At 68.7% G+C, this 13,382-nt stretch carries 17 protein-coding genes and 1 pseudogene; 12 read left to right on the forward strand and 6 right to left on the reverse strand.

Annotated features, from left to right (window positions below):
* Window position 1: 1 nt before the first annotated feature.
* Genes DEJ27_RS03770 through DEJ27_RS03785 form a run of 4 tightly spaced genes read right to left on the reverse strand, consistent with a single transcriptional unit; the run spans window position 2 to window position 3,846 of the window.
* Window positions 2-1,369: an EsaB/YukD family protein gene (locus DEJ27_RS03770; protein ID WP_181430084.1), complete on the reverse strand. Its 1,368-nt coding sequence runs from the start codon at window positions 1,367-1,369 to the stop codon at window positions 2-4.
* Window positions 1,366-1,644: a hypothetical protein gene (locus tag DEJ27_RS03775; RefSeq protein WP_110861350.1), complete on the reverse strand. Its 279-nt coding sequence runs from the start codon at window positions 1,642-1,644 to the stop codon at window positions 1,366-1,368. The genes DEJ27_RS03770 and DEJ27_RS03775 overlap by 4 nt, the downstream gene beginning before the upstream one ends.
* Window positions 1,628-2,737 carry a DUF6177 family protein gene (locus tag DEJ27_RS03780; RefSeq protein WP_111090357.1) on the reverse strand — a complete coding sequence of 370 codons (1,110 nt, stop codon included), beginning with the start codon at window positions 2,735-2,737 and terminating at the stop codon, window positions 1,628-1,630. The genes DEJ27_RS03775 and DEJ27_RS03780 overlap by 17 nt, the downstream gene beginning before the upstream one ends.
* Window positions 2,734-3,846 (reverse strand): FHA domain-containing protein, encoded by a 1,113-nt coding sequence (locus tag DEJ27_RS03785; RefSeq protein ID WP_111090358.1) that lies wholly within the window; start codon window positions 3,844-3,846, stop codon window positions 2,734-2,736. The genes DEJ27_RS03780 and DEJ27_RS03785 overlap by 4 nt, the downstream gene beginning before the upstream one ends.
* Window positions 3,847-3,944: 98 nt before the next feature.
* Here DEJ27_RS03785 and DEJ27_RS03790 point away from each other — a divergent pair, with 98 nt between their 5' ends.
* The 8 genes from DEJ27_RS03790 to DEJ27_RS03815 are packed head-to-tail and all read left to right on the forward strand — an operon-like array spanning window position 3,945 to window position 9,150.
* On the forward strand, window positions 3,945-4,280 hold the full coding sequence (locus DEJ27_RS03790) for a WXG100 family type VII secretion target (protein ID WP_110861342.1): 336 nt from the start codon (window positions 3,945-3,947) through the stop codon (window positions 4,278-4,280).
* A 29-nt stretch (window positions 4,281-4,309) separates the two neighbouring features.
* Window positions 4,310-4,627, forward strand: coding sequence for a pore-forming ESAT-6 family protein (locus DEJ27_RS03795; protein WP_027466434.1), 318 nt, complete (start codon window positions 4,310-4,312; stop codon window positions 4,625-4,627).
* Window position 4,628: 1 nt separating this feature from the next.
* Window positions 4,629-5,012: a DUF6507 family protein gene (locus tag DEJ27_RS03800; RefSeq protein ID WP_110861340.1), complete on the forward strand. Its 384-nt coding sequence runs from the start codon at window positions 4,629-4,631 to the stop codon at window positions 5,010-5,012.
* On the forward strand, window positions 5,009-7,255 hold the full coding sequence (locus DEJ27_RS03805; protein ID WP_111090359.1) for a TNT domain-containing protein: 2,247 nt from the start codon (window positions 5,009-5,011) through the stop codon (window positions 7,253-7,255). Before DEJ27_RS03800 ends, DEJ27_RS03805 begins: the two co-directional genes overlap by 4 nt.
* A complete protein-coding gene (locus tag DEJ27_RS17435; RefSeq protein ID WP_110861336.1) occupies window positions 7,252-7,791 on the forward strand; it encodes a hypothetical protein in 540 nt (179 codons plus the stop codon). The genes DEJ27_RS03805 and DEJ27_RS17435 overlap by 4 nt, the downstream gene beginning before the upstream one ends.
* Before the next feature lie 60 nt (window positions 7,792-7,851).
* Window positions 7,852-8,034, forward strand: coding sequence for a hypothetical protein (locus DEJ27_RS17685; RefSeq protein WP_181420101.1), 183 nt, complete (start codon window positions 7,852-7,854; stop codon window positions 8,032-8,034).
* 22 nt (window positions 8,035-8,056) lie between these two features.
* Window positions 8,057-8,623 carry a TNT domain-containing protein gene (locus DEJ27_RS17690; RefSeq protein ID WP_181420100.1) on the forward strand — a complete coding sequence of 189 codons (567 nt, stop codon included), beginning with the start codon at window positions 8,057-8,059 and terminating at the stop codon, window positions 8,621-8,623.
* Window positions 8,620-9,150: a hypothetical protein gene (locus DEJ27_RS03815; protein ID WP_110861332.1), complete on the forward strand. Its 531-nt coding sequence runs from the start codon at window positions 8,620-8,622 to the stop codon at window positions 9,148-9,150. The genes DEJ27_RS17690 and DEJ27_RS03815 overlap by 4 nt, the downstream gene beginning before the upstream one ends.
* Window positions 9,151-9,495: 345 nt before the next feature.
* Here the strand turns inward: DEJ27_RS03815 and DEJ27_RS03820 are convergent, their stop codons facing one another.
* Window positions 9,496-10,152: a TNT domain-containing protein gene (locus DEJ27_RS03820; RefSeq protein WP_110861330.1), complete on the reverse strand. Its 657-nt coding sequence runs from the start codon at window positions 10,150-10,152 to the stop codon at window positions 9,496-9,498.
* Between the two features lie 167 nt (window positions 10,153-10,319).
* Here DEJ27_RS03820 and DEJ27_RS03825 point away from each other — a divergent pair, with 167 nt between their 5' ends.
* The 3 genes from DEJ27_RS03825 (at window position 10,320) to DEJ27_RS17440 (ending at window position 12,187) form a co-directional block, all read left to right on the forward strand.
* On the forward strand, window positions 10,320-10,595 hold the full coding sequence (locus DEJ27_RS03825) for a hypothetical protein (RefSeq protein WP_110861328.1): 276 nt from the start codon (window positions 10,320-10,322) through the stop codon (window positions 10,593-10,595).
* A 111-nt stretch (window positions 10,596-10,706) separates the two neighbouring features.
* On the forward strand, window positions 10,707-10,976 hold the full coding sequence (locus DEJ27_RS03830; protein WP_110861326.1) for a hypothetical protein: 270 nt from the start codon (window positions 10,707-10,709) through the stop codon (window positions 10,974-10,976).
* A gap of 527 nt (window positions 10,977-11,503) precedes the next feature.
* Window positions 11,504-12,187 (forward strand): hypothetical protein, encoded by a 684-nt coding sequence (locus DEJ27_RS17440; protein WP_146238566.1) that lies wholly within the window; start codon window positions 11,504-11,506, stop codon window positions 12,185-12,187.
* A 299-nt stretch (window positions 12,188-12,486) separates the two neighbouring features.
* On the opposite strand, the pseudogene DEJ27_RS18135 reads toward DEJ27_RS17440, so the two are convergent.
* A pseudogene (locus tag DEJ27_RS18135) lies at window positions 12,487-12,672 on the reverse strand (hypothetical protein); the annotation flags it as partial.
* A gap of 160 nt (window positions 12,673-12,832) precedes the next feature.
* Here DEJ27_RS18135 and DEJ27_RS03840 point away from each other — a divergent pair.
* Complete coding sequence (locus DEJ27_RS03840; protein ID WP_111192685.1) at window positions 12,833-13,294, forward strand: hypothetical protein; 462 nt, start codon at window positions 12,833-12,835, stop codon at window positions 13,292-13,294.
* The last annotated feature ends 88 nt before the right edge of the window (window positions 13,295-13,382 follow it).

Raw genomic sequence — 13,382 nt, forward strand, 5'->3', positions numbered from 1 at the left:
GTCAGAACGTCTCCAGGAGCGCGGCGAAGAGGCCGAAGGTGCCGAGCAGCAGCGGCAGTGCCACGACGACCGAGATCGTCTCGAGGACGTTGCCGAGCGACCGCAGGCGGGCTCGCTGGTGTGCGGCCGGCCGGACCCCGGCGAGCAGGGCTCCGAGCACCCCGAGGCCGGCGAGCGAGCCGAGCACCTGGAACGGCGCGGTGGTGGCGTGACCGAGGAGCCCGAGCACCGCGGCGACCACGACGGCGCTCCAGAGCAGCACGCCCTGCAGCGTCAGCGGGAAGGCGCGCGTGCGGAGTGCGGCGACGACGACCACCGCGGCGCCGAGCCCGACGGCCCAGGGGTCGCGGTCGGAGACGAGTGCGGCGCCGGCGAGGGCGATGGGGGCGGCCACCGCGGCGGTCGTCCAGTCCAGTGCCCGGTACGCGTCCTCGAGCGCCGTGACGACGCGGGCGCGGGCGACGGGCTCGCCGCCGCTCACCCGGTCGTCGAGGCCGGTCAGTCCGGCGGAGGACATCGCGACCGAGGGCAGGAGCCCGCAGACGGCGATGGCTGCGATCCCGACCACGCCCCAGCCGGCGGCCTGCGGTGCCGGAGTGAGCCAGGTGACCATGCCGAGCAGCGGGAGCACGACGCCGACGACGGCCGCGACGCCGATCGTCCGCGTGCGCTGCCCGACGCCGAGTCCGAGGCCGAGCGCGATCCACGCCCAGACGAGCACCAGGGCGGCGACCATCGCGGGTTGGTCGCCGTCCCGTCCGACGACCGGTCCGACGGCCAACCCGATCGGCAGCGCGAGCCCGGTGGCCGCGGCGGTGAGGGCGATGCCGGTCCAGCGGGCCCCTGCACGACCCGCGACGAGCGCCGCGATCGCCAGGACCACACCGCTGCCGACGAGCACGGACGGCAACAGTGCGGGGGAGACGGTCCCGCCGTCGAACGCGGCTCGGACCGAGGCGACGGTGAACGCGGCGACCACGAGGGTGCCCGCGACCGAGGCGGTGGCCCCGAGGGCTGCGGCGGCGACGGACTGGCGTGCGGCGGTGCCCCAGCCGTCGCGACGACGGCCGAGCGAGTCCGCGACGGCGTCGGTGACGTCGGAGACCTCGGGCGGGGGCGGTGCATCGGCGCGACGGACCAGGTGCAGGACCTCGCCGTCGGCGATCTCCTGCGTCGCGGCGTCCGCGGCCAGGGACACCTCTTCACCGGTGACGCGCACGAGGGCGACGGGTTGCGCGCTGTCCGCGATCGGTTCGTCGAGGATGTCGACCAGGCGCGGCAGCAGTCCGGCGAACGGCTCGTCGGAGGCGACGACGACGTCGGCACGGCGGCCGACACCGACGACGGTCACGCGGGTGAAGTCGCTCAACTGGTCTCCTGCTGGGGTTGCGTGGTCGGCACCGGTCGCGGTGTCTGCTGCGCCTGTTGCTGGGCGGCCTGCTGCGCCAGCGCGTTCGTGACGAAGGAGTACCCGAGGCACCCGACCCCCACGACCGCGGCGAGCACCACGCTGCCGATGAACCGCTTGACGTTGTCGTTCACCAACCGGCGGTCGGCGAGGCGCCCGAGCACGAACGCCTGCCGGAGTCGTCGGCGGTGCGTCGAGACGCTCTCCAGCAGGATCGAGTCACTGTTCCGCGGCACGCTGCACCTGCTCCCTCGTCCGGTCGTCCATCCCGACGGCGTCGGCGACGCGGTCGGGCCCGATGTGGTCGATGACGTCGGCCAGCTCGTCGACCGGGGTGCGGTCCTGCTGCCGCCCGAAGGGCAGCACGAGCGCCGGGATCCGAGGGCGCCCGGCGATGACGGCGCCGAAGCGGTCGCGCATCGCCTCGACGTCGAGGTCGAGCTGCCGGACCGCCGGCGCACCGAGGAGCATCGCGACCGGCAGCGGGGGCGGAGACAGGCGCGGCGCCTGCGCGAGGTCCGCGCGGCCCGGGCGCCGGAGCACCAGGGCGAAGAGCGGCAGCTGCGTCGTGGCGAGCCGCCCGAGCACCTGCGGGACGGCGGCGACCCGCATCTCGGAGACGGTGTCCCCGGGTGCACCGACCGCGAGCAGCCCGGTGGTGAGCTCCTCGACGCCGTGCTCGGTGCGCTGCGCGACGATCGTCACCGCGAGGGGCGCGTCGGGCGAACCGACGGCGAGGAACCGCGTGGGGTCGGGCATCCGCGAGCGAGCGGCCTCGGTGAGCGTGCGTCGGTCCCACGCGCGACCCGCGGGCTCGTGCGTCGCCCAGCCGGTCGGTGCCGCCCCGGCGAGCTCCGTCGCGAGCAGCTCGGTGGTGCCCCCGAGGACGGTCTCGTCCGCGGCCCGGTGCCGGACGGACACCGAGACGACGAGCTGCTCCGCCGTCGGCGTCCAGGGGCGCAGGTACCCGACGGCGACGTCCTGCACCGAGGTCGGCGGGCCGGTCCGGAGCGCGTCCGTGAAGTCGTCGAGTCGTCCGCCGTCGAGTCCGTTCCGCAGGCCGTCGTCACCGCGGACGACCCACGCCCCGCCGCAGTCGAGCAACGCCTGGCGGAAGGCCTCGGTCACGACGGACAGGCCGTCGGTCACCAGGATCGGGCGGGCGCCCTCGCCTGCCGCGGTGGCGAGCAGGTCGGCCTGGGCACGTCCGAGCCGCACGATCCCCGCGCGGGTCTCGTAGCGGATGCTGCCGTCGCCCGCCGAGTCGATGAGCGGGTGCTTCGCGACCGGGCGGTCGTCCCCGGCGGTGTCGCGTCGGAGCGGGTTCACGTCGCGGCTCCGACGCGGTCGACCACGAACGCGTGGTCCCCGATCCGGACCGTCGAGCCGGCGGGCACGGGCAGGTCCACTCCGGGGACGAGGTCCTCGAACGAGGCGTCCGGACGGACCACCGAGGTGCCGTTGGTCGAACCGAGGTCGCGGAGCACGACGACTCCGCCGGCCTGCACGAGGGCGACGTGCGTCTTCGAGAGCGTGCGCGACAGGTCCGGCACCGCGACCGTCGCGATGCCGGGCTCCGCCTCGGGGTTCCGGCCGATCACGCAGGTTCCGCCGAACCAGTGCACGGCGCCGGAGTCGAACCGCAGGACGACCGCGTCGGGCGGTACCGAGTCATCGGCCACCGGTGCGGTCGGCGCGGGCACCGCCGCGAACCCGGCCGCGGGGGTGGGACCGAACCCCGCACGACGGGTGGCGTCGAGACCAGCCTGCACCGCGCCTCCGGGCAGCGGCGTCGACCCCGGACGGACACCCGCCGACGCGGCGGCACCGAAGGCCGTGCCGAGCGCGGGCACCGCTGGGTCGAGCGGCTCTCGTCCACGGTGCAGCGACGCGGTCAGCGTGCCCGTCGCCGCGGCCCACGGGCCGGCTCCGGGCGCACGCCCGTGCCGACGGCCACCGAGCCGGGCGAGCTGTCGGACGGGCCCGGCGGGCAGCGCGTCGTCGACGTCGACGACGCGCGTACCGAGGAGCAGCCCGCCCGGCCCGCGGCCCGTCCTGGAGGCACGCATCACCACGATCGCGGTCGTCACGACGAGCCCGGCGACCGCGCCGGCGACGGCGGTGCCCACGGGGGCGGAGGAGGGGACCGCGGTGTGGGCGAGGAAGAGGAGGGCGGCGCCGGCGGCACCACCGAGCAGGCAGACGACGACGTCCACCAGCCGGGCGAGGAGGACAGCACCGGCCGGCGCCGTGGCGACGCCCTGCAGGGCGTCGTACTCGGCGGAGCCGACCGTGCGCCCGAGGAGGGCGCCGCAGTCGGTGCAGAAGCGCTGGCCCTGGCTCGTCGCGAGCCCGCAGCGACCACAGGTCAGCACGGGCACCACGGACTCGACCACGATCGACGACATGCCCCACCTCCCCTCGGCAGGAACGATCATGTCAGAACCCGGGGGTGACGCGCGCGGCGGACGTGGTCTACGCTGCGGGTATTCGCTGTCACCCGTTCGGGGTGGGGGAACGACGGAGAGGATGCGCGATGAAGTTCGCGATGGGGGCTCAGGTCCTGACCAACCTGACCAAGCAGACGTCCGGTGCTTCCGGTGACCTGGGGACGCTCGTCCGCAAGCTGGCCGACTCGGCCGAGCCGCTGCAGGGTCGGTTCAACGGTGCCGGTCGAGCGGCCTTCGACCGTTTCAAGGCCGAGACCGACACCATCGCCAACGAGCTGAACGGTGCGCTCGCGAGCGTGCTGCAGGGCATCTCGGGCATGGACCGTTCGTTCCAGGAAGGCGACCAGGACATGGCGCAGTCCACGAGCTCGCTCGAGGGCAGCTCGAACTTCGACGCGGCCCGCTTCAGCGGCCGCGCCTGACGGATCTTCGGGGAGAGGGAGAGAACACCATGAGCGGTGGCAACCAGGCAGATCGTCGCGACTACGACGTCGCGGCCTCGCAGAACGCACAGGACAACTTCAACGCCGTGGCGGCGCAGCTCGAGTCGCTCATCGCGCAGCGTGACTCGGACGTGAAGGCAGCCATGGCCGACTACCAGGCCGACGGCGTCTCGGACGAGTACCACGCCAAGGAACAGCGGTGGAACACCGTCGCCGGCGAGGTCAAGCAGATCATCGCCACGCTGCGTGCATCGCTGCAGTCGAACGACGAGTCGGCGCAGTCGGCCATCAGCAAGGCGAAGTCGGCCGTCGGCAACATCGGCTGACGTGGTCGACGGATGGCGGGTCGACCCCGCCGGGGTCGAAGCTGTGCTGACGGACGTGTCGACCAAGACCACGACGATGAACAACGCTCTGGGCGGATCCGCGGACGGATCGATCCAGGGCGTCGGAGCAGTCGTGCAGGACGCAGCGACGGCAGCACAGTCCCAGGTGATCGGTGAGGCGCTCGCCGGGTTCTTCGAACACCGGCAGGCCACACTGACGGGGATCCAGAACCGGATCCAGGCGTCGCTGTACGGCGCTGCCGGCGCGACACGTGCCATCGTCCACGGCGACGACGAGATGGGTGCTGCCACGGCACAGGCGAACGCCGTCACGGCGTCCACCAACGGCGACTTCCGCGCGTTCGACGGGATGTTCGACCGGTGACCGGCGTCGTCAAGACGGGAGCCATCCCGTACACGGACGTCCAGCTCGAGGCGATCACGAGCGGCGCCGCTTCGCTGCGAACCGTCGCGTCCGCCGTCCGCGACGGCACGGCCGACATCGTCACCGCCTGGAGCGGCATCTCCGGTTCCTACGAGGGCCCGAGCGACCAGGAACTCTTCGCGGTCATGACGCCCATCGGGCCCCAGGGCACGACGTTCGGCGACGACCTGGACACCGCTGCGAAGGCGCTCGACACGTTCGTCACCGAGGTCACGCCGATCGTCGCCGCGCTCAAGGCGTACGTCACGCGGGCCGAGCAGCTGCACCGCGACGTCGATGCGTTCACCCCGAAGACCGCGACGACCGAGTACGGCAACAACGCCACTGTCGAGTCCTGGGACCAGGACGAGACCCTGACCGACGAGAACAACGCGATCATCAACGGCGTCGCCGCCCAGGTGGTGGCCTACCAGGCTGCCGAGCGCACCTGCGCGAACACCATCCGCGGGCTGTCCGGCCTGCAACCGCTGCACGCCATGAGCGGCAGTGGCTCGGACGACGCTCTGGCATACGGGTACGACGAACTGCCCGCCGGCACGAAGCTGCCGTGGGGGACCGCGTCGGAGCGCAAGGAATCGTGCTCCGAGAAGACCGTCGATTTCCTGCCGAACATGCTCAAGGCCGTCGTCGTCGACGGCATCTGGGGCACCGTGAAGGGGCTCGGCACCCTCGTCGGTCTGGACGGCACGGGTTTCCACCTGGAGACCGCGGCGACGTCGTGGAGCGGAGTCCTCGCCCTCACCGGCGTCAACACGCAGACCATGCAGAAGGACCCCGACCTCCAGCGTGAGGCGTGGACCCAGGTGATCAAGGCCACCGTCGGTTGGGACGAATGGGGCAGGGACCCCGGTCGTGCCGCCGGGCAGGCGCTGTGGGGGATCGGCTCGATCGCAGTCCCGATCGTCGGGCAGGCGGGCAAGCTCGGCGCCGTCGGCAAGGTCGGCGAAGTCGCGGGGGCCGTCGGCAAGGCCGGCAAGTACCTCGACCTCGTCGACGCCGGCGCGTGGGTCTCGAAGGGCCTGACCAAGGTGCTGCCGAGGCTCGATGAGCTCAAGACGATCATGACCAAGGGTGTCGGTGACGACGCCGTCGGGTCGACCGGGCGCCTCGCCGACTTCAAGACCGGGCTCGGTGACTACCTGCACGGACGGCACGGCGACACCGACGTCGAGGTGCCGCCTGCTCGGACCGAGGCGGACACGGACGTGCGGGCGGGGAGCGACGCGAATGCGCGGGCCGACGGCGGCGACGCGACGGTGCACGCGCCGGAGCGGGAGCCGGCGCTCGTGGGGGCCGGTGGGCGCGGGGAGCACGGTGAGACGACGACAGGCGACGGCGGTTCAACGTCGGGGTCGCACGGCGGGGCAGGGCACGGGGGCGATTCGGCCGGGCACGGTGGGTCGGGCCACGGCACGGATGCCGATCACGGCGCCGGTGGTGGTCGGCCGGACGGCGACGGGCACGACGGGTCCGGGACTCCGCCCCCGCACCACTACGACCGTTCGACGGACCCGGTGTTCTCCGACGATCCCAGTGGTCCCGGCTGGGAGCGTGACGAGTCGGCCCGGGGCGATGCCGAGCGGCCCGGCTACGGCCAGCCGCACCTCCACTTCGACGAGCTCGGTGAGAACTACCGAGCTCCTGACGACCCGACGTACAAGGGCGCGGGGATGAGCGACGAAGTGCGCGCTCTCGTCGACGACTGGGGCAATCCGAACGGCCTGTACGGCAAGGACGCCGACGGCAACTACCTCACGCGGGACGGCTGGGAAGACCGGTACATCGACTGGAACGAGGACTGGCAGTCGTACCTGCCCGAGTACCCCGGCAACGCCGGCGCCGTCGCCGGGCACCGCATCGACTGGGTGGATCCGCACAGGTTCGTCGAGCAGTACGGCCCGCAACTCGACCGGCTCGGGAAGGAGTCCGGCAATTTCTTCTCCTTCCCGGGGACCTCATTCGAACAGCGCGCCCTTCCACCGTCCAACCTCAGCGATGCCTATCGGAAGTACGACTTCGACGCCGCTGCTTTCGAGGGGCAGGGGCTGAAGATCGAGGTGAGCGAGATCGCTCCGGCCTTCGGCCATCCTGGCGGGGGACTGCAGGTGCGTTTCTTCCGGCCCGGAGATCCTCCCCAGTTCGTTTCCGTAACTGACCTCAAGAGGTTCGGGGTCCTGTCATGATCAAGGACCCTCCGGGGGTGTTTCGTCACCTGGAACTCCTCGAGAGTGCCCTCCGGCGGGCCGGGAACGACCGCGTCGTCGTCGAGCCGCACAGGGTCCAGTACGGCGATTTCGAGACGATGCGGCGGTTCGCGGTGTCGGACACCTCGGTGGTCGAGTGGCGCGGAGACCGAGGGACGGGCGCGCTGACAGGCACAGAGTTCGAGTCGGCGGCTGATGCGGAACGGTGGATCGTCGCGGACGCCAGCGGATACCTGCGCGAGGCCCGTGGTTTGCCGATCGCACATTGGCTCCTCGACCGCGAAGAGGAGCTCCCTGAAGGGTTTGCGTTGCACCCTGACGGCGACGGTATCGTCCTCCGGTGGGTCGCTTCGGGAACGGAACACCGAGCCCGGTTCGGCGGCGCGCTCCCGAAGGGATCGGCGCTGCAATTCTCCACCGTGGCGCGCGTGCCCATCGCGCTGATCGAATCGTGCGCGCTTGCGGCTGATTCCCGCGCAGCGTTCGCCGCAGCTGCGTCTTCGGCCGCACGGTAGGCAGTCCTTGGCTCCCTGCCGGACTGCTGACCTGCAGCGCATTGTGCGGTACTCGACTCCGTGTTCCACATCGACACCGTCGCGCTCAGGGGTAACGGGTACTCGATCGAGGTCAGTCGGATCGACCCCGCATTTGCCAAGCCCAGCGGCGGTCTTCAGGTGCAGATCATCGCTCCCGACGGTGCGGCGGTCGACGCTGCGCAGTTCCTCGAAGGAGACCCGCGAGCCGGGCTGGCCCCATGATCACAATAAAGGCGTTCGTCAGGTGACTGATCCAGCTCGGGGCCACTCTGCTGTCACCGGTCTCAGCGCACGGGTGCCCGAACCGATTGTCGCTACCCAGTCTGCGCTTCGATCGGCACGGAGATACGACGAATACGGTAAGGACGCCGACGGCAATTACCTCACGCGGGACAGCTGGGAAGACCGTTACATCGACTGGAACGAGGAACGGCAGTCGTACCTGCCCGAGGACCCCGGCAACGCTGACGCCGTCGCCGGGCACCTCATCAACTGGTTAAATCCGCACGGGTTCGTCAAGCGATACGGCTCAAAACTCGACCGGCTGGGCAAGGAGTCCGGCAACTTCTTCTCGTTCGCGGGGACCTCGTTCGAACAGCGCGCCCTTCCACCGTCCAACCTCAGCGAGGCCTACCGGACGTACGACTTTGACGCCGCTGCTTTCGAGGGGCAGGGGCTGAAGATCGAGGTGAGCGAGATCGCTCCAGCATTCGGGCATCAGGAAGGGGGCCAAGTCAGGTTCATCGACCCCGGTCCTCCCGTGAGTTTCCGCTCGTCTGCGGACCTCCGCGAGCTCGGCATCCCGTCGTGAGGGACGAACGCATCGCTATCCCGCACCTCGAACTCCTCGAAGACCTCCTGCGCCGCGCTGGACACGATCTGGTCGTGACGGAGCCGGGGCTCGTCGAGTTCGGTGATCGGGAGACGCTGGAGCGCTACGTCGTTCGAGGCGGAGCAGTTCACGCGTGGAAAGGCGACAGGGGATCCGGTGACTGGACCGGGGTGGCGTTCGAAGCAGGCGAGGACGCTGCGCGGCGGATTGCCGCTTCAGCGTCTGGTGCCCTTCGCTATCGGGCCGGCCTTGAGCTGGGGCACTGGCTCCTCGACCGTCCCGAGGAACTCCCCGATGGGATGTCGCTGAGTGTGGAGAACGAGAGGAACCTTCTGGAATGGACGGTCCGCGGATCTCCTCACCGAGCGTGGTTCGGAGGCGGGCGGTTCATCGCCCCGGCGGTGCAGTTCGCAACGGTCGCGCGGGTACCCGTAGCTGACATCGAACGGGGTGCGCTCGAGGTCGACTCTCGGCGAGCATTCTCGGGGGCGGCCCTCCCCGAGTGAGAAGTGGCTTCGGAGGCAACCCGAACGCTTGCGGCTGATGGCCGCGCAGGGTTCGCCGATCCCACTGTCGGAGCAGTCGCTGCCGGTGATCTTCCGGAGCTCTGCCGGGCTGCCCGAATCACGGAAGTGTGGTCTGCGCATGCACGAGCACGGCATTCGGTTAGCCGGGTGGCGGTCTGCAGGTGCAGGCCGTGACCTCAGGTGGAAATCCGGTCGATGCGATGACGATGCTGCGGGGCAGACCTAAGGAAGGAATTCTGCGGTCGATGACCAGAAGGGCTTCCGTCATCGAGTCCGGTAGACCGGAAACCGATCCCCGAGTCGCGCTCGATCGCTTCGGCTTGGCTAAGGAGTCTGCGCTTTGACAGGCACGGAGATCCGTCGAAGAGAACCTTCGACGAGGAGGTCGCGGATGGTCACAGACTCGTCGGCGATCGTGTAGCGGATGGCACCGCCGGGCTGTCCGAACCAGGCAGGCACGATCGATGCTCGCACGAGCACGGTCGCCTCGGTCACGAACTGGTGCACTCCGGAAGGCTCCCGAAGCGCCGTCGGCGGCAGGGAGCGAGACTCGAACGAAGCGTTGAGCTGGGTCAAGAGCCAGCCGTCGAACGCGCCGATGCGGTCCACGAGGATCCCAGGCGGGAGTTGGATCAAGCTCGCACCACCACTCGCCGTGATCTGCTCGCGGAGCTGCGGATAGTACGGAGCGAGTCTGTCCTCGATCGCGGAGACCTCCGACGGGGCCATCGTCAGCACCGGCGGGATCGGCCGGTCGAGGAACCCCAGAAGTGCTCGCCCGATCGCGTCCTCGTCAGGGGCCTTGACGACGACCCGAGGCTGCCCGTAGTCGATGCACTGCACTTCGAAGGCCTGCCCGACCTGCACCACCCGGAGTGCACCCTCGGGAGGGGGCCCGGCTGGCGGATCGCCAGGGAGGATTACCAGCTCCAGGCCGAAGCCCCGGCCATCGAGGTCAGCGCGAAGCTGTTCGAACGTCATGCCACGAGCGTAACAACGGATATTGGGTACGGGCGGCGGTGGAGGAACGATTGGGAGCGGATCCCGCCTCTGAAGAACAACCCGGCGATCACAAAGAGCGTGAAGGTGGATCCGGCATTCAGCCCCGCCCGGGCGACCTGGCCTGAACGGAAGGACCGCACTTGGTCGTGGATGTCGCTCTCAGCCAAGCAGTAGTGCAACTGATCGGGAAGGGGCGCAGTGCGACACCCGGTGAGTCCTGGATCGAAGCGGAGTCGCTTCCCGACACGGTTCACCGTGATCTCGAGGAGGTCATGCGCGACTATGAGACGCTGTCACAGATCGACTGGGCCTCCGTCGACAACGACTTGATCTGCGGGATGGATCTGGTCAAGGGGAACTTCTCGCGACTTCACTCAGACCTGGATCCCTCGGCGCTCGACGCGCTCGACGCGCTCGAGTGAAAGTTCTCCTGGGATTGGCGCTGAACCGATGAGATGCCGCTGCCGCTCGGGATCCTCCAGGCGCTCGGCGTGCTCCGCGAACTCCTTCGGCACTGAGAACAGGACGAACTCATGGATGACATCGACGCCACGCGCGAACTCGCCCTTGCCGAAGCCGCAGGTGTTCCCTTCTGCTGGATGCGGCGGCCCTCCAACGACGTGGACACCTCTTGCATCTACAAGACTGCAGACGGATGGCGGGTCTCAACGACGAACGAACGAAGCACGGAGGAGTCCGTCAACGACTATTCGGACCGCTCCGCAGCCGTCGACGATTTTGTGAACCGTGTGCAAGGATTCGTCCGGCACAAGGAGCTCCGCAAGAAGTTCCTCGGGCACTAACTCAGTTCGGGTCTCTGTGGTGATTGGGCGCGTTCCGGAACCTTCCACGACCTGGGCTCCTCGAGGGCGCGAGATTGTGGAGCGATTCGCGGTGTCGGACTTTTCGGTGATCGAGGAGCGGTGGACCGTAGTGCCGGACCGCTGACGGGCACGCGGTACGGAAGACGGCGCTACCGTCGACTTCGACGGCATGACTGAACGCGGACACCCCCTACAGCAGGTGTTCTTCGATGCGAAGGCATTGGACCGAGGAATTGCGTTCGCGGACCCGTCTGGTCCGTACTGGAGCAAGCGGATTCCCAAGATGATCGAGCAGGCCGAGGACCAGATCGCCGCCTTGCCTGAAGGGGCTCGATTAGAATGGCATGTGTGGGATCCGTACGCAGCGGACGCCGTTCGACGGCTTCTTCGAGGCGTGGGGAACGACGGCGATGATCTGACGGTCATCTTGACGCCGATGAGAACGGAGTATTTGTCGGATGCCTTTTCCTTCTTGGCTCCGGACTGCGCAGGTGAACGCTCGTGCCGTGTGGGACGCACGAGAAGAGCTGCCCGGACACTTGGCTGGACGAATCGCAGACCAGCTCGCCGCGTACGACGAATTCCTTGGCCCTGGCGACGGGTGGACGCTCACCGACGATGACCGCAGTATCCTACCGGATCCTGCAACTCTCGCCTTGGTGCTCTCCGCACACGTCTACCGTGACGCCGAGGGGGTCGCATTCCCGGCACGCGGGTACATCCTGAACGTGTACCGCGAGGGCAGCGCTGGTCATCTTGCGCTGAGATTCCGGGTCGGATCCGCGAGGGCAGTGAAGCGCATGCCTTCCAACACGGTGCAGATCACTATCGCGGGTCCACTGCGCGACGGAGAGCGTCTCTCGATCGACTCCGACCTCGTCGAGGGCGTACTGCGGGGCCTCGTGTCAGCTTGGGATCCGGATTCGGCAGCGGTCTATGACGATGACGCTGCCGTGGCAGCCGAAGGACGAGGCAAGTTCGCGCCGGTAATCGGGCAGCGCACGTGGGTTTCTGATCGTCTTGGAATCGTGCAGACGTCGACCTCTCGTGTTCGTGTCCAGCCGGGCAACGGCGGCCGTTATCTCATTGCTGACGAAACGCTGGATTCCGCTTCCGCTGTGGATGAAGTGTGGGCCTCCCTGCAGGCGAACGACGTCACCGAGATTCACCGAGCTGTCTCCGTGAGATGACTGAGGACGATGAGCTATCCGAAGTGGGTCCGTGCGGATCGAGTGTTCTTTCGTGCCGAATCGGACGGTCGGCAGAAGTGCTTCGGAGGCAAGCCCGAGCACTTGTGGGATGGCCGTGCAGCGTTCGCCGATGCCACCGTCTGATCAGTCGCTGCCGGGCATCCTCCGGAGCTGACCGCAGACGAGCAGGTCCCGGATCGTCACGGTGTCCTCGGCGATGGAGAACCGGATCGCTCCGCCGGGCTGCCAAACCACGGAAGTGTGATCTGCGCATGCACGAGCACGATGCCGTCGGTGACGTGAGGGTGCACGCTCGACGGGAGCGACAAGGCGTTGGGCGGGAGTGGCCTCGACTCGAACGACGCGCCGAACGGGTTGAGGAGCCAACCATCCGGCCCACCGACGCGGTCGACCGGGATCGCGGGCGGGAGCTCAAGGTGAGTCGTATCGACGCGGCATTCGGTCAGCCGGGCGGCGGTCCGCACGTACAGGTCGTGACCTCACGCGGAACTCCGGTCGATGCGATGACGATGCTGCGGAGCAGACCTGACGAAGGAATGCTGCCGTCGATGACGAGAAGGGCTTTCACGCTTGATTGATCGGACTGGCCTTCGGCGACTTGACGCCGATCTGCTCGGAGCGTTCGTGGGCAATGAACCGCCGGACCTCTCTTCGATACCCGGCATCAAGCGCGATGAGCGGATCGTTTTCGAGTACGGCACACCGGAGACCGCTTTCCGGATTGCTTCCGACGGCTCTGGGTACAAGTTCGAGATTCGTGACAAGGGGAGCAGCTGGCCTCTCGCGTGGTTCAGCTGTTTGGCCGACGCCGAGCGCTACGTCTTGGTGCGAGAAGGTGAAGCCCGAAATGATGCGCCGTGGTTCGACGGGAAGGCGATGACGCCTGCAGGAGTCGACCTGATTGAGGACAATTCAGACAGAGAGCTTCGGTGGCACATCGACGGTGAGGAACACATCGTGCGAACGCTCTCCGACATCGAGTGGTCACTGGTCTACCGGCTTGCTTGGGTCCGGGAGCGTTCGCTCGCCGAGGTGATCGAGATCGTGAGTGGGTCTTCTCCGGGTACACAAGTGGGAAGCATCTAGTCCCGAATCACTCGATTCGTCCTTCCGCGGCCCCGGGTGTGCGCCGAGCCTGGCTGTCCGAAGACGGCGATGCCGGCGAGCGTGACTC

The organism is Curtobacterium sp. MCPF17_018 (assembly GCF_003234135.1).
Lineage (GTDB): Bacteria > Actinomycetota > Actinomycetes > Actinomycetales > Microbacteriaceae > Curtobacterium > Curtobacterium flaccumfaciens.

Excerpts from the sequence above, each read along its gene's own strand:
- DEJ27_RS03785 (WP_111090358.1), bottom strand. The coding sequence starts at position 3,846 with ATGATCGTTCCTGCCGAGGGGAGGTGGGGCATGTCGTCGATCGTGGTC.
- DEJ27_RS03790 (WP_110861342.1), top strand. The coding sequence starts at position 3,945 with ATGAAGTTCGCGATGGGGGCTCAGGTCCTGACCAACCTGACCAAGCAG.
- DEJ27_RS03795 (WP_027466434.1), top strand. The coding sequence starts at position 4,310 with ATGAGCGGTGGCAACCAGGCAGATCGTCGCGACTACGACGTCGCGGCC.
- DEJ27_RS17435 (WP_110861336.1), top strand. The coding sequence starts at position 7,252 with ATGATCAAGGACCCTCCGGGGGTGTTTCGTCACCTGGAACTCCTCGAG.
- DEJ27_RS03820 (WP_110861330.1), bottom strand. The coding sequence starts at position 10,152 with ATGACGTTCGAACAGCTTCGCGCTGACCTCGATGGCCGGGGCTTCGGC.
- DEJ27_RS03830 (WP_110861326.1), top strand. The coding sequence starts at position 10,707 with ATGGATGACATCGACGCCACGCGCGAACTCGCCCTTGCCGAAGCCGCA.